This window comes from Rhizobium sp. R693 (assembly GCF_002211315.1).
Classification (GTDB): Bacteria; Pseudomonadota; Alphaproteobacteria; order Rhizobiales; family Rhizobiaceae; genus Rhizobium.
Genome location: NZ_LOKY01000001.1, coordinates 388,565 through 409,966, shown reverse-complemented (window position 1 = coordinate 409,966; position 21,402 = coordinate 388,565). Strand labels below are relative to the sequence as shown.

Sequence of the window (21,402 nt, the reverse complement as noted above, 5' to 3'; positions counted from 1 at the left end):
ATCTAGCTGAGATAGCTCATACAGCGGCAACATAAGTTTTTATGCTGCCGCTGTCCGGCGATCCCTCTCGGGAGAACCACGCTTGAGATGACGCGCGTCGAACAGGCTAGACGGTTCTCGGGAGCGCGTTGGAGATGCAGGTGCATAGAGAATTGGCGGCGGGATCACGCTTGCGCAAGCCGGAGTAGGAGAATTGACCCATGATGCAATCGACTTCCAATCCATGATCCGCTCGAAGGCGGCACGAAAGCTCGACGAATGGCTCGAAGCTACAAAAGACAGCTTGGTGGGATCGTTTGCAGGCGGCGTCGCAAGAGACCTCGCCGCGGTCAGAAACGCGATCATCTCACCGTGGTCGAATGGGCAGACTGAAGGCCAGATCACGCGGCTGAAGCTCATCAAACGTCAAATGTACGGGAGAGCAAAACTCGATCTGCTTCAGGCGCGTTTGATTGGAGCGTCGTAGGGGCTGCACATCAGCAAAAGTGCGTCAGAGCCAACTCTCAATGGAAATATCTGGCTGTGCCGGGTCCGTTCTCAGTGGCAATCAACAGACTGTGCTTTCTGCTCCCGGCGCATACAGACCGAGGTCATGGTCGCAATCTGCCCCAGACACGCGCATGCTCAGGACCCGAGTGCGGAGGGCGGCAGCGTTCCGGCTGGCCGCAGCCGGCGGAATGAGGGTTCAGCCATCGACGCCAGACAGGAAACGGGACATTGAATGCAAACCGGGAATGCCTCTTTCCTTGCTTTGGACCGCAGCAGGCCTTTGCAGTGACCGTTTCACGGATCCTGTTCCTGTTGAAGGCAGCACTCTCGTGAAGTGTCGCCTTATGACCGTCTCAGTGGTATCATGAACCAAGCACGTCGCGGTGTCGGGCAGCCGGCTGGTGCATCTCGCGTCAATCGCGTGGGTTTCATCCGGCGGATCTCCTGAGGGGAGACAGCCATGGCAATTGCAAGAGCGGAGCGGCGGCTGGCGGCGATCCTGGCCGCTGACGTCGTCGGCTATTCCCGCCTCGTCGAACATGACGAGGCTGGGACGTTGTCGGCCCTGAAGGTTCTACGCCGGGAGGTGATCGATCCGCTGCTGGCCGAGCATCAGGGCCGTATCGTCAAACTGATGGGCGACGGTGCGCTCGTGGAGTTCGGGTCTGTCGTCGATGCCGTCGCGTGCGCGGCTGCCATCCAGAAGGGCGTAGCCGCGAACCAGTCCGATATCCCTACGGAGCGACGCATCATCTTCCGGGTCGGCGTCAATCTCGGTGATGTGATCCACGAGGTTGATGGCGATCTCTACGGCGATGGCGTCAATATCGCGGCCCGCCTCCAGACATTGGCGGATCCGGGCGGCATTTGCATTTCCGGCACGGCGTACGATCACCTCCAGGGCAAGCTTGACTGCGACTACCAGTACCTCGGCGAGCGCGCACTCAAAAACATGGAGCGGCCGGTGCGACTGTACCGAGCCCTTCTGGAACGGACGACTGCACGAACGGTATCGCCCAAGCCCGCACTTCCGGACCGACCATCCATTGCCGTGCTGCCGTTCAACGCCATGAGCGCCGACCAGGAGCAGGATTTCTTCAGCGATGGGCTCACCGAGGACATCACCACCGCGCTATCCAAGCTCAAGGGCTTCTTCGTGATCGCCCGCAACACGATGTTCACCTACAAGGCAAAGCCAGTGGATGTGCGCGCCATTGGGCGAGAACTCGGCGTCCGCTATGTGCTCGAGGGCAGCGTCCGCAAGTCCGGCAACCGGGTGAGGGTGACCGCGCAGCTCATCGATGCGGCCTCCGAAGTCCATCTCTGGGCCGAGAGGTACGACGGCGACCTCGGCGACATCTTCGTCATTCAGGACGAAATCACCGCAAGCGTCGTCAGCCGCATCGGGCCGGAACTCATGGCCGCAGAGCATGCCCGCGAAAGCTCCAAGCCGCATTATGGCCTTGACGCCTGGGAATGTGTCGTGCGGGCGGTGTTCCTATGTTCGCAGTTGTCTGAGGAGAGCAGCCGGACGATGCTCCCCCTGCTCGATCGGGCAATAGGACTGGCTCCCGATTATGCCCAGGCGCTCGCTATGAAAGGTTGGATTACGCTATGGCGCGCGTTCCAGGGGTGGGAGGATATGGGATGCGCCTTGGCCCTTGCCAGGGATATCGTCCAACAAGCCATTGCCGCTGACGATAAGGAACCGTGGGTTTACCTTGCGCAGGCGATGATAGCCTTTGCGACGCGTGACAATGTCCTGGCGACGGCAGCAATCAGTCAGGCTATCGCGATCAACCCCAACTCCGCATTTGCACACGGCCAGCTGGGACTTGCGCATGCCAACGGGGGCCGCGCGGCAGACGCTATTCCTTGCATCGACTACGCCCTCAGACTGAGCCCGCGTGAGGCTTTTCTCGGCGACTTTCAGTTCTACTATGCCATGGCCTATTTCCAGGGCGCGAACTACAAGCTTGGATTGAGTTATGCGCGGGAGGCGCACCGTTTGCGGTCCGGCCACGCCGTGCCGCTGGTCATCGGCACGGCCTGTGCCGGACTTCTGGACAACCACGAGGCTGCCATGGACTTGCTCGGACGGCTCAAGTTGCTAGTCCCTGACATCTCACGGGATGCTGTCGGAGCAACATCTTCTTTCGTCCGCGCCGAGGATCGGGCGCGCCTGATCGAGGGGCTTGCCCGTGCCGGCCTCAATTGACAGGTTGCATTGACCTTGAGAACTGATCGTTTTGCCGGAGAGGAGTGTTCCTCGCAGGATGTCGCGACGACTTTCGGAATTGTGCTGCGTGGGAGCCGATCTCACGGCCGCCGCAAACAAAGCTGCCAACACGAAGGTCGCTCCAGCTACCGCGGAAACGCTCCCCATGATTGGCTCATCGCGAAAAAGGGCGTCCACACGCTGGAAGGCATGGCTTAAGTCAGGCGGCGTTTGCTACGCAATGCCGGACCGATGTGCGATCGCCTCAATAATAGCTTCTCCCCTCCACATCCGGAACTCGTCGGCCTTCACACGGGTTCGGCAATCGCGGTGATCTTGCTCCCGGATTTGCGCGGTGTCGTCGCGGAACGATTTCCATCGATGAAAGAATCGACGCCATCCGGCCATGTCTGGTCAGGGTCCGCGCGCCGATTGTCGGGAGGGGCGGGCAAAATCGCGAGGTTTTGGACGAGAGACTGCCGCCTGCGTCGGCCTTCAAGTCCGCCCGATCCCGCCCATCAAGCTGGATAATTTGACATCATCGTTCGAAGGCTTCCTTCATGCCGCCGACGCTCTTGCGTTCGCGAAGATCAAGATCAGCCTCGATGTGCGCAATGTGGCGCAGCATCAACCTGCATGCCTCGTGAAGGTCGTTCGCGGCCACGATGTCGCCGTGCTCGGATTGGCCGGAAAGAGCAATCACCAGCGACGAGCGGGCAACCAACTCATCCATGAGACGCTGCGTGATGGCGTTGCCGGATATGGCGGCAAGCGTCAGATGGAAGTCGCCTGATGCCTTGATCTCGGCACGCCGGGCCGTCTGGCCGCGCTCGCCCATCAGGCGGCCTTCCTCGAGCAAGCAATTGCTTCAGATGCTGGATTTACGAAGGCGGAATCTTGGCCGCCGCCTCGCGCAAGATTCCGGGCTCGACGAGACGACGGGCGGGAAAGATCTGGCGCGCTTCCTCGGGCGAGGGGTAGGCGACGAATGCGCCACGATTTTTTCTCGACGCTGACCAACCCCTCATAGGAAAGAGCCTGCAAGGCGGCGCGAGCGAGCGTGCGGCTCCGGCGAGTTGCAGGCCGCTACGCTAAGCTCGCTAAGACAGGCCCACCCCTAGCAGCCCCACCGCAATGCAGCCGTCGCAACGGGCGAATCCCAGAGAATGAACTCTTCGTCACTGAGGAGAGCGAGCGAGATGGAAAGGCCCTGCATGTCAAGTGAGCTGGCGTAAGTACCAACCAGCGAGCGTGCAATCTGCAGACCATGACCCAGCATGAAGCGATGGGCGACGTTGTAGGCAAGGTAAAGCTCCGCCGGTGGCGTGCCGCCAAGTCCGTTCACCAAAAGCAACGCCTTGTCAGAAACCGGAGCGACATCGTTGAAAACCACCTCGCTTAGACGCCTCACGATGGTGTCGGCGTTAGAGAAGGGCTCTCGTGAATGGCCTGGCTCTCCATGAATTCCGACACCCATTTCTATTTCGCCGGGGCCGAGTGAAAAGGTCGATCGCCGCGTGTGCGGCACCGTCACACCGGTCAGTGCGACACCCATTGATCGGACACGGGACGAGAGGCCAGCAGCAAGGGTTTTCAATTCAGCAAGCGCCATGCCGTTTTCCGCGGCGGCGCCGAGAAGCCTTTCCATGATCACCGTGCCGGCAACGCCTCTTCGACCACGGCCGTCGTGCGTCTTAGCCGTTTCGATGTCGTCACTTACGATCACCATCTCAATCCTGTGGCGGCTCGAGGCCATCTCTGCCGCCATTTCGAAATTCATAAGGTCGCCGTCGTAATTCTTTACCACCAGCAGGCAGCCAGCGCCGGTGTCCACGTCTTCTATCGCGCTGAGGATTTGGCCCGGAGTAGGGGACGTGAAAATATGCCCGACGCATGCCGCATCCAGCATGCCTCGACCGACGAAGCCGATATGCATCGGCTCGTGGCCTGCGCCGCCGCCGGAGATGACTGCCACCTTGCCTGGAACGAGGTGGCGACGGCGGACAAATTGACGGTCTGGGCCGAATGCAACGAACTCCTCATGGGCGCGCACGAAACCTTCGACGCTTTCGGCGACCATTGTTTCCGCTGCATTCATGAATTTCTTCATCAAACCCCTCCCAAGGCGATGATCATCTAGCGCTCGTCACGCGCGAACCGCCTGTTCAATCAGGCGGTCCCGAAATTGCAGCGATTTTCTGGACCAGGTCCGTGATCGCCTCTTCCAGAAGCCGGTTACGGCGTTCATCGCCGAAGTCAGGCACCATTATGGAAAGATGGCGCAGTTTTTCCGTGGCGCCAAACTCCGGCAGTTTGCCGGGATGGGCGACTTGATAGGCGCCCAGAAAGCGATCCTGTTCGGCGGGGCTAAAATGGCACACCCTGAAGATGGTCGCGAGGTGACGCGCGGGCAGAGGCGTCGCATAAGTGGGACTGGTTATCTGGGTGACGAAGCTGCGATGCTTGCCGAGTTCCGTCGCCAGCCTCTGCCGCGTTCCGGACGGTCGGTTGTCGATGATCTGCGCCAGAATATCCTTGTAGGCGATAATGGCGTCTTCGGTGTCTTCGCGCGCCATCCCTAGTCCCCGGCTGCCTTTGTCCCATCGGCGTTCAGACCGAGGAGTGCGGATCTTATCGCGCCAAGTCGAGCTGGCGCCACCGAAAAATGCCGTATGCCCGCCGCGAGAATACCGGAGGTGCGAACCGGGTCACCAGCCATGTCACCGCAAATGCTGACTGGTCGGCCGCCGGCAAGCCTCACCGCCTGGGTTAACAGGCGCAGCACGGCCGGTACGGCTCGCTCTTGGTCCAGGCTGAAGCCGGCGTCGCGGGCGGAAGCCACGAGGTATTGCGTCAGGTCATTCGTGCCGAACGAAAAGAAGTCAGCGCCTTCGAATTCGTCGAGCATGACCGCGGCTGCCGGTACCTCCACCATCATCCCGATCGGTGGAATGCGGTGCGGGACGCCGCGGCGGCGAAATTCTCCGGCTTCTTCGCGATAGATTTGCCGCATATCGTGAACTTCAGACGGGAATGTCACCATTGGCAGCATGATACGCAGATTACCGAAGACCGCCGCTCGAAGGAGCGCACGCGCCTGAACCCGCGCAATCTGCGGCTGGGCAAGAAGCAGGCGGATGCCGCGCAACGAGGAGGTCTCTGTAATGCCCGGCAACGGCTTGTCGCCCCCAACATCCAACATGCGGATCGTTACAGAGCGCCCATCTGCCCAATCCAAGAGGCGTCGGTAGATTGCAAACTGCCTTTCTTCGTTTGCTGCATCACCGAGCGACATCACCGCGAATTCCGACCGCATCAAGCCTATGCCCGCGGTCATCTCGGCTGGAACCGCGTCGATTTCGTTCGGAGCGTTGACATTGACGGACAGGAGTACTTGCGCACCGTCTGACGTGTAAGCAATTCCGTTGTCGAGTGGCAGAGCAGCGCTTTTAGACGCATCGCGGTGTTCCACCGAGGTTTCGCACGATTTGGCAGCCTGAAGTATGACAATACCGGCGTCACCATCAACTCCGATATCTTGCCCGCCCACTGTTGCGAAGCGACCGGCGCCGATCACCATCGGGACCGACCGCGACCTAGCCAGCAGGGCGACATGACCGACCGCGCTGCCTGCGTAAAGAACGATGCCGCCGCCGGCCGACCAATCGTGCGCGAGGAAGCGGCTGGGTTCCATGTCCTTTCCAACATAGATGGATCCGGCTGGAAAGTCGCTGACGGGCGTTCCCGTGAGCGCCGAAAGGACGCGGTTCTTGATGTCGAGGATGTCAACGGCGCGCGTCCGCAATTGGTCTTCTTCCGAGCACTCCAGTTCCCGGATGTATCCGTCGAGCGTTCCGACCCAGGCGAATGCTGCGTTTTCACCGGCCTTGATGCGCGCGCCGGTCGCCTCGATCAAGGTTGGATCGCGAAGCACCTCAATCTGAAACTCGACAATATCGCCGGCGTCGGGATCCGTCCCGGTCGCCAGTTCCTGCAGTTCGAGAATAGCTGTCTCGATCGCACTTGCGAGCTCGATCTGGCCGGAGACGGTTGATGGGATTGGTGCGGCGGTTTCGACCGGTTCGGCGACGAAGGCCGGGCCATTGGCAATACCTGGCGAGGCGCTCGTGGCTTTCAATCTAAGCGGTTCGGCCATGTTTCTTTTCCTCATCGAAATTGCGCTCGACGAGGTCCTTCAATGCCCGGATTGCTTCTTCGGCGAGAATGCCGTTTGCGCGGATCTTGAGCACCGAGCCCTTGCGGATCTTGGCCCCCATGATCTTGATGATGCTTTTGCCGTTCAGCCAGACGTCGTTGCCGTTGACGGCGACGTCGATCGAGCAGGGAAACGACTTTGCCAATCGCGTGAACGTCACCGAGGGGCGGGCATGTAGGCCAACGCCATGCTTGACCTCGACTTCCGTCTGGCAACTCGCGTGGACCTGCCCGGCCTCGTGGGCCCCAATGCGGAAACCTCCAGTCATCAGGGTGACAACTCCTCTGCCGTTGCGACCACCTTGGCCAACGATGCCCCGCCAGAGGCCTCGGCGGCAGCGATAACGGCTCCTTCGACAATCGGGGCGTTGCAGATCGAAACCCTTTGGGAGCGGGGCGAGCCGAGCATCTCGATCGCCATTTCGCTGTTGGTTTCGGCGCCTCCCAGGTCGACGAAGACGGCGACGCCAGCTTCCGACCATGCCTCTTCGACGGCCTTAAGAATTCCTTCTGCATCCGTGCCAAGTTCGCCGCGACTGTTGCCGCCCGACCAGGCAAGCGGCACGCTGTCACCCACCATCTGCCGGACCATGTCGGCGGTGCCTTTCGCGACCAGCGGCGAGTGGGAGACGATCACGATCCCGACGTTTTGGGCCTTCGCATTCATTCCGGGCGGTGCTCCTCAAGGTAGCGGCAGATGGCTGTTGTCAGAAGGGCGCAACTCGACGCGCCAGGGTCGACGTGTCCGATCGAACGGTCTCCAAGGTAGGCCGCGCGGCCGCGCATCGCCTTCATGGCGGCGGTCAGCCGGGCGGAAAGTTCTGCGCGGCGCACGATATCCGTCAGGGGCGAATGCTGTGCAAGCGCATCCTGCACGGGATACAGGACGTCGAGCAGGGTCTTGTCGCCGGCGTGCGAGCGCCCACGCCGGGCAACGGCATCAATGGCCTGCTTCAGGGCAAGCGAAAAATCCTGTTCCTGGTCCGATTTGCGAAGCTCGCGCCCCATCTCCATCAACAAGGTTCCGTAGAGTGGACCGGCCGCTCCGCCGATGCTCATCACCAAGGTCAGGCCGATCCGTTCCAGCGCCTCAGGCAGAGGAAGGCTTGAGACCGTTGCTTCTTCGGCGCTGACCGCCTCGCAGCCGCGCTGCATATTGGTCCCATGATCGCCGTCGCCGATCGCGCGATCGAGGGCGCACAGGTTATCGCTGTTTGCCGCGATCGCCGCCCGACAAGCCTCAATCAATCCCGCAAGAAGAACCGGTTCTGCCTGCACCTGATACCCTCCCAGCGGCACCAACTCATACCAGCCTTGCCGCGACCTCGAATACACCTGCCACCGCGACGGCTCCCGGATCCGGCACTCCCTCCAGATCCTTCTCGCCGACATAAGAAGCTCGTCCGGCCTTTGCCTTCCGCATCGCTTTTGTCGACTCGGCGCCGGCCGCCGCGGCATTTGCCGCAGCCGTTACCCCGCCCGACCGCAAGGCCGCGAGCGCCGGCGCCAGCGCATCGACCATCGTGCGGTCGCCGACGCTGGCTCCGCCATAGAACGTCATCCGATCAAGCCCGGCAAGCAGGGCAGTCGCAAGATCCGCCTTTTCCGCCATGGCTTTCGACGCGGCGGTAAAGAAGATCGAGAGCAATACACCGCTCGAACCGCCCATGCTGGTGCTGAGAATCTCGCCGATGGCGGCCATGGTGGCGGCGGGGTCTTTCAGCGGCAGTGCATCGATCCTGGTAAGGATGCTGCGCGCACCCGTCGCCATGGTGGAACCGGTGTCGCCATCGCCGACACGGCTATCCAAGTGGTTCAATTCGCCTTCCAGGGACATCAGATGCTCGCAGAGAACGGTCAGGAGACGGCGACTTTGCGTATCGTTACTTGCCGACATCGTCCGGCTTTGCAGCGCGGCTCTTTGTGGTGCCGGAACGATGGTGATCTCGTGCCGTTCGACGACGGGTGTCCATGCATGCGGTTCGACGGCAGCCTTCAGCGCGGCCTCGCGGGTGGCATCGAGACGGATCAGCGAAAGCGAAAAGCCGTTCATGTTGAGCGCGGTCATCATTGGCGCCGGTCCGACGATCAGCCGGACGCGACGGGCAAGAGGAGAGGACAACACCGCATTGGCAATCACGCCCATTTCAAGCGGTGGCACCGCGCCGAGATTGTTGATCAGCAGCCCATAGTCGCCTGCGCCGTCAATCTTTGCAGCCAGCCGCTCGCTCATGGTGGCCACCAGGTCCGCAACCGGTTGCAGCGCGATGCGCTCGACGCCGGGTTCCCCGTGGATGCCAAGACCGAGTTCTCCCTCGTCGGCGGCCATCCGATCCTCATGCGCCTGGCCAGGTACACTGCAGGTCGAAAGCGACATGCCGAGCGAGACGATGTCGCGCGCTGCCGCTGCCGCCTGGCCCGCGACTGTCGTCAGGTCGGCTCCGGATTCGGCGTGGTAGCCGGCGATCTTGTGCACGAACAGCGTGCCCGCGACGCCGCGGGGCTGGTTGATGCCGGGGATCGCAATATCATCGGCAACGATCACCATCTCGACGGCGAACCCCTCTGCACGCGCCTTTTCGGCAGCCAGGCCAAAATTCAGGCGGTCGCCGGTGTAGTTCTTGACGATGAGCAGTGCACCCTTGGGGCCGGTCACGGCCCGGATTGCCGTCAGCACGGCATCGACGCTGGGCGAAGCAAAGATCTCGCCGGATACCGCGGCCGTCAGCATTCCCTTGCCGACGAAGCCAGCATGCGAGGGCTCGTGGCCCGCACCACCGCCGGAGATGATCGCAACCTTCGATCGGTCCCAGTCGGCGCGCAGGATCACCTTGATCTCCGGGAAGCTGTCCAAGCGGGCAAGGCGACCGGCGCTATTTGTCATAAGCAGGCCGTCGAGGGCTTCGGTAACGATGGTTTCCCGGCGATTGAAGAAATGTTTCATGGCGTGAGACCCGTCCGTTCATGCAAGTGTTTTGTTTGGTTCTGCGTCGTGTCAAAGCCGCTGGCCGCTGGCATCGAAAAAGAGCGGATCGCGCAGTGTCAGGCTGATTCGATCACCCGGCCGGATTGCGAGATAGGGATCGGCAAGCGTGACGAGCTTGTGGTCGCGCACCCGGATGTGCAGGTGGTTCTGGTCCCCCAGGTGCTCGATCCAGTCGATCTCAGCATTTGCATTCTTGTCCACGACGATTTCGAGATGTTCGGTCCGTGCCCCGACCGTTCTGGTTCCGGGAGGCGGATTGGCGCCGGGTAGAAGATCAGAGGGCAGCAGGTTGATGTGCGGCTGGCCGAGACGGGCCGCGACATGCAGGCTGGCGGGATTGCCGTAGATTTCGCGCGGCGTTCCGACCTGGAGCAGCCGGCCTCCCGCCACAATGCCGATGCGGTCCGCCATCGTCATCGCTTCGACCTGGTCATGGGTTACATAGAGCAACGTGGAGCCAAGCTCCTTCTGGATGCGCTTTAGTTCCAGGCGCAGCTCCGCGCGCAGCTTCGCATCGAGCGAGGAAAGCGGTTCGTCCATCAGGTAGATGGCGGGCCGGCGTACCAGAGCACGGCCGATCGCAACACGCTGCATTTCGCCGCCCGACAGACGCGTCGAACGGTTCTCCAGCTTGTGGTCTATCCTGACCATGCGGGCAATGTCCCGGACGCGACGGTCGATCTCTTCGGCTCGGAGTTTGCGCACCGGCGCTCGCAGTGGAAAGGCGAGGTTGTCGTAAACCGTCATGTGCGGGTAGAGCGAATATTGCTGGAAGACGAAGGCGACATCCCTTTCAGCGGGAGCTTCGCCGGCAACGTTACGACCGCCGATTTCGATCCGGCCGCTGTCGGGGCGCTCTAGGCCGGCAATGAGGCGCAATGTCGTCGTCTTGCCGGCGCCGGTCGGCCCAAGCAGGACCACGAACTCGCCGTCACGGATCGAAAGGTCGAGATCAGCGAGGGCCTGCGTATCGCCGAAACGCTTGTTGAGGCCCTTGAGAGCGACGTCAGCCATGACGTTCCTCCGAATAGAGTGCCGAGGCAACGGCGCGGCCCGACTTGCAATCGAACAGCGCAAGCTTGGCCGGGTTGAACTCAAGTCCAACCGTCTCGCCGATATGGAAATTGCGGTTGGCCGGTACGCGCGCCTTGATGACACCGCTCGAGGTCTCGACCGCCACCACCTGATTGGTGCCGAGATATTCACTGCCGTAGACGGCGCCACGCAATGGAGAGGCGTCGCTGAAGCGGATATGCTCCGGCCTGACACCGAGCGCCAGCTCGCCTTCCGCCAGGTCCTGATGCACCTCGGGAACGCTGACGTCAACGCCTTGAAGCGAGATCGATCGTGCGCCTGTCCGAAGGCTCGAGGTGAAGCGCATGAAATTCATCGGTGGCGAGCCGATGAAATCGGCGACATACATCGTGGCCGGCTTGCTGTAGATTTCCTGAGGGGTGCCGAACTGCTCGATGACGCCATGGTTCATCACGGCGATCTTGTCGGCCATCGCCATGGCCTCATGCTGGTCATGCGTCACATACACCGTTGTCGCATGAATGCGGTTGTGCAGTTCACGCAGCTCATGGACCATGATCTCGCGAAATTCGGCGTCGAGCGTCCCGAGCGGCTCGTCCATCAGGAAGCATTTTGGACGGCGCACGATGGCGCGCCCGAGCGCCACGCGCTGGCGGTCGCCGCCGGCGAGTCCGGAGACCGAGCGGTTCAGGATATGGTCGATCTGCAGCAGGCGCGCCGTTTCCTCGACGCGCTGGCGGATCTCGGCCTTCGGCATGCCCTGCGACAGCAGCGGGAATCCGATGTTTTTCCGCACGTTCATATGCGGATAGAGCGCAAAGAGCTGGAAGACGAAAGCGATATCGCGGGCGCTGGCGCGGTTGAACGTGACGTCTTCGCCGTCAAGGCGGATCTTGCCGCTGGTCGGCAGTTCCAGGCCGGCGATCATGCGAAGCGTCGTCGTCTTGCCGCAGCCGGACGGGCCGAGCAGTGCCAGGAACTCGCCGTCGTGGATGGTGAAGCTCGAATCCTGTACGGCGACGAAGCTGCCGAACTGCTTGCGGAGATTTTCTATTCTGATGTCCGCCATGGCTCACTCCGGAAACTTCGAGACGATGATAAACATGGCCGTGCCTGCGAGCAGCGTCACCAGCGAGTAGGTGTAGAGCACCAACAGGAATGGCTGGAAAAGCATCAGGAAGCCGACGGCAATCAAGGCGGTTGCAATATTTTCCATCGGACCGCGACGCAGGAAAAACGGGCGCTTCTGACGGGACGGGCGCGGTGTTTCTATGAGGTGGGTCATTTGCGGACCGCTCCGAAGGTGATGCCACGCAAGAGCTGCTTGCGCAGGAGAATGGTGAAGACGAGGATCGGGATCAGGAAGATGGTCGTTCCTGCGGCGACAGCCGGCCAGTCCTGGCCGCCTTCGCCGATGATGGTCGGAATGAAGGGTGGCGCGGTCTGCGCTTCACCCGAAGTCAGCAATGCGGCGAAGGCATATTCGTTCCAGGCAAAGATCAGGCAGAAGATGGCGGTGGCGGCGATACCGGTCGTTGCCTGCGGCAGGACGACTTTCCAGAAGGCCTGCAGCCGGGTGTAGCCATCGATCATTGCTGCCTCCTCGTACTCGCGCGGGATCTCGTCGATGAAGCCCTTCAGGAGCCAGACTGCAAGAGAGACATTGACCGCCGTGTAAAGCAGGATCATGCCAAGCGCCGTGTCGGAAAGGCCGAGCTCGCGGTACATCAGATAAATCGGGATGGCGACGGCAATCGGCGGCATCATGCGTGTCGACAGGATGAAGAACAACAGGTCGTCGGCAAGCGGAACCCTGAAACGGGAGAACCCGTAGGCGGCCAGCGTTCCCAGCGAGACGGCCAGGAATGTCGAGCCGAACGCGATCACCAGCGAGTTTGCAAAGCGCGGGAGGAAGTTCGAGGGCCCGGCGATCACCATGTTGCGCTTGCGAGTGACCTCGTCGCAGGTGCCGGTCGGCGCGGGCAGGGAGGTGATGTATTCCGGCGTCTGCCGCGTCCGCGTCGTCAGGAGGTTGCAATAACCTTCCAGCGTCGGCGTAAAGACGATCTTGGGAGGATAGCTGATGGAATCCGGCGGAGACTTGATGCTGGTCAGGAAGATCCAGACGAGCGGAATTAGCGTGATTAGGGCATAGAGGATCACGATCGCGCCGGCGATGCGCTTGCTGGTGGAACTCGGCGCGACGACCGAATGGGCTGAGGTGACGGAGCTCATCGTTGCTTCACCTTGTTGAGTGCCTTGACGTAAATGTTCGCAAGGCCGAACACTGCAACGAAGAGGACGATGGCAAAAGCCGATGCCCGTCCGGTTGCCCAGCTTTCAAAGGCGGCCCGCTTCAGGGTGATGGAGGCGACTTCTGTGGTCGAGCCCGGGCCGCCGCCGGTCAGCAGCGTGACCATGTCGAACATCTTGAAGTTCTCGATGCCGCGAAACAGCACGGCGAGCATGATGAAGGGCAGGGCCATCGGCACGGTGATCGACCAGAACTGCCGCCATGTCGAGGCGCGGTCAACCTCGGCCGCCTCGTAGATGTAATCGGGGATGGAGCGGAGGCCGGCGAGGCAGATCAGCATCACATAGGGCGTCCACATCCAGGTATCGACGATAATGATGGCCCAAGGCGCCAGCGTGACGCTGCCGAGCATTTGGATGTCGGCTGTCGGAATGCCGGTGACGAGTGAAACGGCGTAGGCGAAGAGACCGATCTGTGGCTCGTAGAGAAATCGCCAGAAATTGCCGACGACGGCAGGCGACAGCATCATCGGGATCAGGATCAGGGTCGTCCAGAAGGCGTGGCCGCGAAACTTGCGGTCAATCAGATAAGCGAGCGTAAAGCCGATAACGGTCTGCAGCAGGATCGTCCAGAAGACGAAATGCGCCGTCGTCTGCATCGCTTGCCAGATGTCGGGATCGGTGAGCACACGTTCGTAGTTGCTCAATCCGACGTTCAGAACCGGCGCATTCGGGCGGTTCGCACGATAGTTCGTAAACGACAGATAGATCGCCCAGATGAGCGGGAAGATGTTGATGGCGAGAAGCAGGATGATGGTAGGGGCGATAAACACCCAGGCGATTGCCCGGTCGGACAGACCGCGGACCCGACGAGCGACCGATACTGGTGTTGCTCTTGCAGTCGCATCTGCTGCCTGCTCGACCATAGAGGAAGATGAGATGTTCAAGGTGTCACCTGGTCTTTGCGTATGTGAGACACGTGGCGGCCCGGCAGTCTTGGCGATCCGGGCCGCCATTCTGGCAAGAATATTGTGTGTCCAGCCGGACACTAGATCTTGCCGTCGTCCTTGAAGACTTCGGTCCAGTCCTTCACGAGACCGTCGAGCGCTTCCTTGGCCGTGCCGTTGCCGGCCACGACATAGTTATGAACGCGCTTCTGCATGTCCTGCAGGAGGGTTGCGTAGCTCGGCTCAGCCCAGAAATCCTTGACGATCGCCATCGAGTCCAGGAACGCCTGGGCATAGGGCTGGCTGGATGCAAAGTCCGGGGCGTTCACGACCGACTTCAGGCACGAGTAGCCACCGAGTTGCCACCACTTGGCCTGCACTTCAGGCTGGGCGAACCACTTGATGTACTGCAGCGCGGCATCCTTCTTGTCGGAGTAGGAAACGACCGAAATCCCCTGTCCGCCAAGCTGGGCGAAATGTTTCTTTTCCGCCGGGTTGGGGAAGAAGCCGATCTTGTCGCCGCCGACCTTCTCGTCCTTGTAGAGGCCGGGCCACGTAAAGGCGAAGTTCATCTGCATCGCCACCTGGCCGGACTTGAAGGCGTCGGCGGACTCGACCATGTAAACGTTCGAGCTGCCGGGCGGCGTGCAGCAGTCATAAAGCGCTTTGTAGAACTCCAGTCCCTTGACCGCATCAGGCGAATTGACGAAGCCTTCCATTTCGTAGGGCTTGTCGGGATTGTCGTACTGGAAGCCCCAGTCATAAAGGACGTTGGTCACGCCCATCGTGATGCCTTCGGAGCCGCGCTCCGTATAGATCGAGGCGCCATAGACGGTCTTGCCGTCGATCTCGCGCTTCTGGAAGAACTCGGCGATCTGCTTCAGCTCGTCATAGGTCTTTGGCGCTACGAGATCGTGGCCATACTTTGCCTTGAATTCCTTCTGCAGCTCCGGCCGCTCGAACCAGTCCTTGCGGTAGGTCCAGCCGACGACGTCGCCCATGGCGGGCAGGGCCCAATAGTTCGGCGTATTCTTCGGCCATTCCGAATAACCGACGACCGTCGCCGGCACGAAGTCATCCATCTTGATGCCTTCCTTGTCGAAGAAGTCGTTGAGCTTGACGTAATGGCCGTTTTCAGCCGACCCGCCGATCCACTGGCTGTCGCCGATGATCAGGTCGCAGAGCTTGCCATGGGAGTTCAGTTCGTTGAGGAAGCGGTCCGCATAGCTCGTCCACGGCACGAACTCGAACTTCATGTCGGTGCCGGTCTTGGCGGTGAAATCCTTGGAGAGTTCGACCAGCGCATTCGCTGGGTCCCAGGCGGCCCAGCAGAGTGTCAGTTGGTCGGCCTTTGCGAGATTGGGCAGCGCCGACGAGATGATGAACGCCGAGGCCAGCCCGAGAAGGGCTTTCGATTTCTTCTGCATTAGTTCCTCCCAGAACCAAAGGCCGGCTCCCCGCCGACCGCGCAAGTTCACCCGTTTCAGAGAATGCCTACATGAACTCCTCAACTCTCATGTTTAGCAATATGTTTAGTGATAGTTATTTTTATAAACATTGCAAGCGGCAATCGTTGCTGCGCCGCAGCAATTGCGGGGCGGCTATGTCACAACACCATTCCTACGAGTCGAACCGTCTGCACACGCTATTGCGACGGATTGACAAACCACGCGTCTGCAATGGATTGTTGCCGAGATCGACCAGCCTATGTTTCGCGCTCTCTCGTCGATCGGTGCCGCCACATAGTTGCGCCAGCCGTCCGCTGCTTGCCGGCTAAAACTGCTCTTCCTACTTCGGCTGAATCCCATCGCCGACGCCCGCGCGCGCCAGGTCATGCAAACAGCGACTGACGCCTTCGGTTGGCGCAAGCGCCAAAAGAGAAGCCCCTTCCACGGCTTCGGCATGGCCTTTGCGCGATATAAGAATCTCGGCGCCTATTGTGCTGCCTGCATGGAGATCAGCGTCGACCAGAATACCGGACGGATCACCGTTCACCGCGTCCAGGCCGCCGCCGATTGCGGCGAGGTTGTCAGTCCGAATGGCGTTCAGAACCAGATCGAGGGTGCGATCATTCAGTCCCTCAGTTGGTGCACGCGCGAGGAGGTCACGAACGACCAGACAATCCGCACCAGCTTCGATTGGAGCGCGTATCCGATCCTGCATTTCCTCGATATTCCGGAAGAGATCGACGTGATCGTCGAGGAGCAGTCTGGCCAATCGTTTCTTGGCGTCGCCGAATGCGGGTAGGGCCCGACTTCGGCAACGCTTGCCAATGCATTGGCGGACGCGACCGGCATACGCTTTCGCTGCCGATGACCCCAGAACGGGTGAGGGCGGCCATTGTCACTCTGTAGTTCCCTTAATGCCGGCCTCCGCTAGCGCGGCGCGAAGTGCGGTGATGAAGACACGGACTTTGGGGAGCACCAGACGCGTGGTCGGATAGACGGCCCAGATGTTGATCGCTTCGGGTTCTGCACCCAGAAAATCGATCGGCACCAGGCGGCCAGCTGTGATGTCGTCGGCTACATACCAGGTCGACAACATGGCGATACCGCCTCCGCCAAGGCATGCCGTATAGCAGCCTGCGATACTACTGCAGGAAAAGCGTCCATTCAGTCTGGCATGCCGCTCATCGCCATGGTCGCGGAATGTCCAGTGGGTAGCGCCTGCGAGCGAAAGGCAGTCGTGATCGGCGAGTTCGTCGAGAGACGATGGCGTGCCGCGACGGGCGAGATACCGCGGACTGGCGACGACGACCCGCGGGTTGTCCGCGAGTTTGCGGGCGATAAGGCTGCTGTCCCTGAGCCGGGCGATACGGATAGCAAGATCCGTTCCGGTCGCCACGAGGTCAGGCAGGCTGTCGGTCATTTCGACCGAGATCCTTAGATCGGGATTGTCTTCCAGCAGCTTCGGCACCATCGGCATGATGAATTTCAGCGCGAACGATATCGGCACGGATATGCGCAGCAGGCCGGAGGCGGTTTCGGTGCCGGAATGCAAGAGCGCCATGGCAGCCGCTTCGTTATCGACGAGCGCTTGCGCGAAAGGCAGGAAGCTCTCGCCTTCCGGGGTGAGCGAAAGCGACCGCGTTGTGCGATGAAGCAGCCTTACGCCGACTGTGGCCTCAAGAGCGGCGAGCCTGCGCGTTGCGACCATGGGAGTGACGCCAAGACGCCGTGCGGCAGCGGAGAGGCTGCCGGCCGAAACCGCGGCGGTGAAGACCAACACATCATCCGTGTTCATTATATCGATATCCGTTATACAAGCCGATCGTCCAAGATGGCTAAAACGCTTTACGATAAAAAGCTAGATAACAGCACACCTCTTCAGCCAGAAAGGCAACGATCATGGACACGTTAAGTCAACACCGACCGGTGATGTCGAAAGAGCTTTCGAGGCCGGCATTATTTGCTATGGCGGTGGCCAGTGGCATCGCCGTGGCGAATATCTATTACAATCAGCCGATGCTCGGGATCATCGAGAATGAATTCCAGCACCAGCCGATCACGGGTTTTATTCCGACGGCCACGCAACTCGGCTATGCACTCGGCCTTTTCTTCCTGCTTCCGCTCGGGGACCTCGTTCATCGGCGCAAGCTGATCATCGGACAGTTTATCGTTCTCTCGGTCGCGCTTGCGCTCGCGGCAATATCGCCTACCGCCTGGTCGCTCGTGCTGGCTTCGCTCGTCGTCGGCGCCAGTTCCACCGTTGCGCAACAGATCGTTCCCTTTGCCGCTTCGCTCGCCTCTCCCGAGAAGCGCGGTTCGACAATCGGCACGGTCATGGCTGGCGTGCTGTCCGGGATCCTGTTTAGCAGAACATTGTCCGGGTTCGTCGGCCAGCATGCCGGATGGCGCGAGATGTTCTGGATCGGCGTGCCCCTAGCGCTCATCGCAGCGGCCTTGATGTATTTCGCACTACCTCATTATCGTCCGACCTCGCGCATGGCCTATCATAACGCCATCAAGTCGCTTGCCCACCTGTGGAAGCGGGAACGTGTGCTTCGGACGGCCGCACTGATGCAGGCATCGCTCTTCGGCTCCTTCACGGCTTTCTGGACGATCCTGGCGCTCTATCTGCAGACGCCGCGCTTCAGCCTCGGCGCCGACGTTGCCGGCCTCTTTGGGATCGTCGGCGCAGCCGGCATCTTTGCTGCTCCCCTTGCCGGCAAGATCGCCGACCGCCGCGGACCGCATTTCGTCGTCTGGACGGGCGCCTTGCTCACGCTGATCGCCTGGGTGATCTTCGGTCTCTGGGCCTCGCTCGCAGCTCTGGTGATCGGTGTCGTCATCCTTGATTTCGGCATCCAGAGTGCCCTCGTGTCGAACCAGCATATCGTCTACACGCTCGATGCCGATGCTCGCAGCCGGCTGAATACCGTCTTCATGACCGCCATGTTCCTCGGTGGCGCGATCGGTGCGGCGCTGGCGACTGCGGCCTGGGGTTGTGGCGGCTGGGTCGCCGTCAGTGTTCTCGGCGGCTTGCTTGCGGTGGTCGCCTTGGCCATTCGCGCGGCTGAAATCGCGCCCGCTCGACTGCGGCGGCCCGAGGTCGATAGGAGATCGCCATGAAGCGGCTGCGTATTCGGATCGTCGGAGGATCGCTTGCAGGCCTCTTTGCCGGCATTCTCCTCCTCTGCGAACGCTCTTCGTTCCGCCTGGCCGCACGGGGAGCAGGCCTTGTCGGACAGCCTGATCTCTTCAGGATCCCGCGCGCCATCGGCGCGAGTACGGCGCCCGCGTCGGTGTGGGAGACGACATTGCCGCAGGAAGCCGCGATTTTGGTGGACCGCTTCGCTTTTTACGTGACGAGCGGCATGCATGGTCACGGCTATCTCGTTCCGGGCCCGAAGGGTGAAACCGGTCCCGGCGAGCGCCGGTATAATTGGGTCTGGCACCGGCCGGTTGCGCCTGGCGAACTACAGACGCTGTTCAGAGCCGCCGATGGCCGGTCATTCGACTATTCTTTGCCGCGAGGCGCCTTGCCGGGGGAGCGGCTACAAATGCTCCGCGCGGATGCCGCCTCGATGTTGCCACCTCCATTCGTCAAGGCGATCGAAGCCGAGCCCCAACCTTCCATCCAGGGGATCTTCGATTTTGAAGCGGCAAAAATCGCATCCGCGCATACAGCCTTGATCGGCGATGCGGCCTCCGGCCGCACACGGCAATGGGGGTCTCGAAGGTTGCAGGCGACACGCTCGCGCTGAGAGAAGCGTTGCTGGCCTCTTGAGGACTTCTCCGAAGTGCTCGCCCCCGGCTCCCGGCACCGGGAGCATGTCGGGGAAGGCGATCATCTGGAGGTCGATGTCGCCAACGAGAAATGGCGGAGAGGAGGCCTCCACTCTCGCCGTATTGCATCGGAGCCAACCGCCTCAAATGCGGATTATCGACCGATCTCGTTGATCTGATGGCACCACGTGCCAGCTCCGAACCAATTGCAACGCTGCGCGACGCCGCACAGCGCAATGGATGTCCCCCTAAAAACAGGTGAAACTCATGAACTACAGAGTTCTGCTTGCCGGCTCTTATGGCCGGCCACGGAGGGCTGCGGGCCCGGCTTTGAACCTCGGGCTGTTCGTCCTTGCTCCATCCTCACCGTCACGTTGCTAAGCGGAAATCCGCGAGGTGAGCCTTTGGTGCATGTCAGTAACCGGTAGTTTCCACGACGAAAAAGGACCACGCTGACGTGGCCCGATCGTTGGATTTTATGGAAATTAGCATTGCTGTATTGCCGGGCAGGCAAGCAGCGAGAGGAAACCGGATAGATCGAGCAGGATGCCGGCATGCAGCCCTCGGCGATAACCATCTTGTTAAGGCCAAGATTGAGCAACATCCCGAGCGCGAGCGCGAGCCTGGCGAGGAAAGCGATCGATCCAAGAGGCGCCTTCTTCTAGGCAGATCACTGAGTGTGTAGATGTAGCACCGCGTCACACGCGCACGATCCCCAGCGCGGCAAGCGTCGCCGTCTTAACGAAGTGGCGCTAACATGTCTTGATGAAGGCATTGTCCGTTCGCCGGTGGCTTGCGACGTCATGACGACGTCGGCCGTCGTCGAGCTCGCCGATGCTATCCATGGGCGGCCAAAAGCGCAGTCCTTCCGTGCCACTGGATCTCTCAACGGGCCGTCCCTTCGGAGAGAGAGAGACAGCGATGTCGGCGATCGAGCGGAACAGAACCAAAGGATCGTCCCTGGAAGCCGTGAAACCTCTCCGCCTCCAGAATTCAGCGGCGCCCCCATCGACGGCGTTGACCATCAAGGCCCGCCCGCCGATCAGTGTGGCGGCCTGAACGCAGCGCTGGAGGGCGTGTTTCACTAGACCTGTTCCAATGCCGCGCCCAGCCCATTCCGTGTCGGTTGCGAGTTGACCGAGAAGCAGGCAGGGAACCGGATCGGGCGGCTGCCCCGTGCGGATCGATCGAGGCAAAATCGAGGGGATCACGGCCGTCGGCGCAAGACCATAATATCCAACCACCTGGCCGGCCTCGTGGACGACGAGAACGGCCGTGAAGCCCTTTTGCTGATTGGAGAGCGCGCGCGTCTTCAACCAATGATCGAGCGTGTATTTGCCGCAGGAGAAATCGGAAACGTCATGCGCGGAGGTGAGCGGTTCAGGAGCCGATAGTGACACGTCTTACCGCTTCTCCACGTAGCCGGGCTCCCAAGGCGCGGGCCGTTGGGCTAGTTCCACCATCTCGGGAACCGGAGCCGCCGGACGGGACAGCACGTCCATGAATGCGGCGAATCCTTCAGGACTCATACGGACCAGTCCCTGCTCCATGACGACTTCCTCGGCCGCACGCACTGCTGCATCGCGCACAAAGTCTGTGCGCGAGCGGCCGCGTAAGCTTGCCGCGCGATCGATCATTGCCACGTCCGCTGCGGGCAGACGCATTGCGATCGGGTATTCCTTGCGTTCGGTAGTGGCCATAGTTTATCTCCTTGCCTGGAAGATAATACCTTGTATTGCTAAATGCAATACTTGAATATCGATTCCGTTCGAAGGCTGCTCCCATCGAAAAATGCAATTCGGGAACTGCTGCCGTGAGTTGAGGCGCTCATGAAGTCGGTTTTCACTAGGCTTTCTTGATCATTTGGCTATGCCAGTGCACGCTATTCTTCGCTGATATGCTCGGCTGCGTGCATAGGTTCCTACTGATGCGGCCTAGTTTTCGAAGCAAGCGCAGCCCGCTGGCTGACGCCACTCGCAAGTCGATGGAAGAAAGTGGATTGATAGGAGTTGATCTGGGCAGCAGCGAGTA

19 protein-coding genes and 3 pseudogenes are annotated in these 21,402 nt (G+C 60.9%); 5 read left to right on the top strand and 17 right to left on the bottom strand.

Translation table 11 applies throughout. The annotated features are described in order from the left end of the window. Positions 1–214: 214 nt before the first annotated feature. Together ATY79_RS02005 and ATY79_RS02000 are read left to right on the top strand one after the other, a co-directional pair. Positions 215–466: pseudogene (locus ATY79_RS02005) on the top strand (transposase); the annotation flags it as partial. Between the two features lie 483 nt (positions 467–949). After that, positions 950–2,707 carry an adenylate/guanylate cyclase domain-containing protein gene (locus tag ATY79_RS02000; protein ID WP_088702852.1) on the top strand — a complete coding sequence of 586 codons (1,758 nt, stop codon included), beginning with the start codon at positions 950–952 and terminating at the stop codon, positions 2,705–2,707. 538 nt (positions 2,708–3,245) lie between these two features. Here the strand turns inward: ATY79_RS02000 and ATY79_RS01995 are convergent. The 14 genes and pseudogenes from ATY79_RS01995 to ATY79_RS01930 all read right to left on the bottom strand — a co-directional run. Then, positions 3,246–3,775, bottom strand: a pseudogene (locus tag ATY79_RS01995) (GntR family transcriptional regulator); the annotation flags it as partial. A gap of 49 nt (positions 3,776–3,824) precedes the next feature. Beyond that, positions 3,825–4,817, bottom strand: coding sequence for a dihydroxyacetone kinase subunit DhaK (locus tag ATY79_RS01990; RefSeq protein WP_088702851.1), 993 nt, complete (start codon positions 4,815–4,817; stop codon positions 3,825–3,827). A 55-nt stretch (positions 4,818–4,872) separates the two neighbouring features. After that, positions 4,873–5,283 carry a hypothetical protein gene (locus ATY79_RS01985; RefSeq protein ID WP_088702850.1) on the bottom strand — a complete coding sequence of 137 codons (411 nt, stop codon included), beginning with the start codon at positions 5,281–5,283 and terminating at the stop codon, positions 4,873–4,875. A gap of 2 nt (positions 5,284–5,285) precedes the next feature. Next, complete coding sequence (locus ATY79_RS01980) at positions 5,286–6,863, bottom strand: putative PEP-binding protein (protein ID WP_088702849.1); 1,578 nt, start codon at positions 6,861–6,863, stop codon at positions 5,286–5,288. Beyond that, entirely contained in the window at positions 6,847–7,191 is a 345-nt protein-coding gene (locus tag ATY79_RS01975; protein ID WP_088702848.1) for an HPr family phosphocarrier protein, read from the bottom strand. Before ATY79_RS01975 ends, ATY79_RS01980 begins: the two co-directional genes overlap by 17 nt. Then, positions 7,191–7,589, bottom strand: a complete 399-nt coding sequence (gene dhaM / locus ATY79_RS01970; protein ID WP_088702847.1) for a dihydroxyacetone kinase phosphoryl donor subunit DhaM — start codon at positions 7,587–7,589, stop codon at positions 7,191–7,193. Before dhaM ends, ATY79_RS01975 begins: the two co-directional genes overlap by 1 nt. Continuing rightward, complete coding sequence (gene dhaL, locus ATY79_RS01965) at positions 7,586–8,200, bottom strand: dihydroxyacetone kinase subunit DhaL (protein WP_088702846.1); 615 nt, start codon at positions 8,198–8,200, stop codon at positions 7,586–7,588. Before dhaL ends, dhaM begins: the two co-directional genes overlap by 4 nt. 25 nt (positions 8,201–8,225) lie before the next feature. Beyond that, the gene (locus tag ATY79_RS01960; RefSeq protein ID WP_088702845.1) at positions 8,226–9,866 is read right to left on the bottom strand and encodes a dihydroxyacetone kinase subunit DhaK; all 1,641 of its coding nucleotides are present in this window, start codon (positions 9,864–9,866) and stop codon (positions 8,226–8,228) included. A 51-nt stretch (positions 9,867–9,917) separates the two neighbouring features. Continuing rightward, complete coding sequence (locus tag ATY79_RS01955; RefSeq protein WP_088702844.1) at positions 9,918–10,922, bottom strand: ABC transporter ATP-binding protein; 1,005 nt, start codon at positions 10,920–10,922, stop codon at positions 9,918–9,920. Then, positions 10,915–12,012 carry an ABC transporter ATP-binding protein gene (locus ATY79_RS01950; protein WP_088702843.1) on the bottom strand — a complete coding sequence of 366 codons (1,098 nt, stop codon included), beginning with the start codon at positions 12,010–12,012 and terminating at the stop codon, positions 10,915–10,917. Before ATY79_RS01950 ends, ATY79_RS01955 begins: the two co-directional genes overlap by 8 nt. 3 nt (positions 12,013–12,015) lie before the next feature. Continuing rightward, positions 12,016–12,228: a hypothetical protein gene (locus ATY79_RS01945; protein ID WP_088702842.1), complete on the bottom strand. Its 213-nt coding sequence runs from the start codon at positions 12,226–12,228 to the stop codon at positions 12,016–12,018. Further along, complete coding sequence (locus ATY79_RS01940; protein WP_088702841.1) at positions 12,225–13,178, bottom strand: carbohydrate ABC transporter permease; 954 nt, start codon at positions 13,176–13,178, stop codon at positions 12,225–12,227. Before ATY79_RS01940 ends, ATY79_RS01945 begins: the two co-directional genes overlap by 4 nt. Continuing rightward, the gene (locus ATY79_RS01935) at positions 13,175–14,143 is read right to left on the bottom strand and encodes a sugar ABC transporter permease (protein WP_189637943.1); all 969 of its coding nucleotides are present in this window, start codon (positions 14,141–14,143) and stop codon (positions 13,175–13,177) included. The genes ATY79_RS01940 and ATY79_RS01935 overlap by 4 nt, the downstream gene beginning before the upstream one ends. 101 nt (positions 14,144–14,244) lie before the next feature. Next, positions 14,245–15,570 (bottom strand): ABC transporter substrate-binding protein, encoded by a 1,326-nt coding sequence (locus ATY79_RS01930; protein WP_088702839.1) that lies wholly within the window; start codon positions 15,568–15,570, stop codon positions 14,245–14,247. Positions 15,571–15,976: 406 nt separating this feature from the next. On the opposite strand from ATY79_RS01930, the gene ATY79_RS01925 reads away from it, so the two are divergent. Beyond that, on the top strand, positions 15,977–16,390 hold the full coding sequence (locus ATY79_RS01925; RefSeq protein WP_245312292.1) for a molybdopterin cofactor-binding domain-containing protein: 414 nt from the start codon (positions 15,977–15,979) through the stop codon (positions 16,388–16,390). Between the two features lie 96 nt (positions 16,391–16,486). On the opposite strand, the gene ATY79_RS01920 is transcribed toward ATY79_RS01925, so the two are convergent. Continuing rightward, on the bottom strand, positions 16,487–17,386 hold the full coding sequence (locus ATY79_RS01920; RefSeq protein ID WP_088702838.1) for a LysR family transcriptional regulator: 900 nt from the start codon (positions 17,384–17,386) through the stop codon (positions 16,487–16,489). Positions 17,387–17,490: 104 nt separating this feature from the next. Between ATY79_RS01920 and ATY79_RS01915 the strand changes: the two genes are divergently transcribed. Then, on the top strand, positions 17,491–18,714 hold the full coding sequence (locus ATY79_RS01915; RefSeq protein WP_088702837.1) for an MFS transporter: 1,224 nt from the start codon (positions 17,491–17,493) through the stop codon (positions 18,712–18,714). After that, on the top strand, positions 18,711–19,349 hold the full coding sequence (locus tag ATY79_RS01910; RefSeq protein WP_189637942.1) for a hypothetical protein: 639 nt from the start codon (positions 18,711–18,713) through the stop codon (positions 19,347–19,349). The genes ATY79_RS01915 and ATY79_RS01910 overlap by 4 nt, the downstream gene beginning before the upstream one ends. 918 nt (positions 19,350–20,267) lie before the next feature. Here ATY79_RS01910 and ATY79_RS01905 read toward each other — a convergent pair. Further along, positions 20,268–20,771 (bottom strand): annotated as a pseudogene (locus ATY79_RS01905) (GNAT family N-acetyltransferase); the annotation flags it as partial. Positions 20,772–20,774: 3 nt separating this feature from the next. Next, the gene (locus tag ATY79_RS01900) at positions 20,775–21,071 is read right to left on the bottom strand and encodes a DUF1778 domain-containing protein (RefSeq protein ID WP_088702835.1); all 297 of its coding nucleotides are present in this window, start codon (positions 21,069–21,071) and stop codon (positions 20,775–20,777) included. Positions 21,072–21,402: the final 331 nt, after the last annotated feature.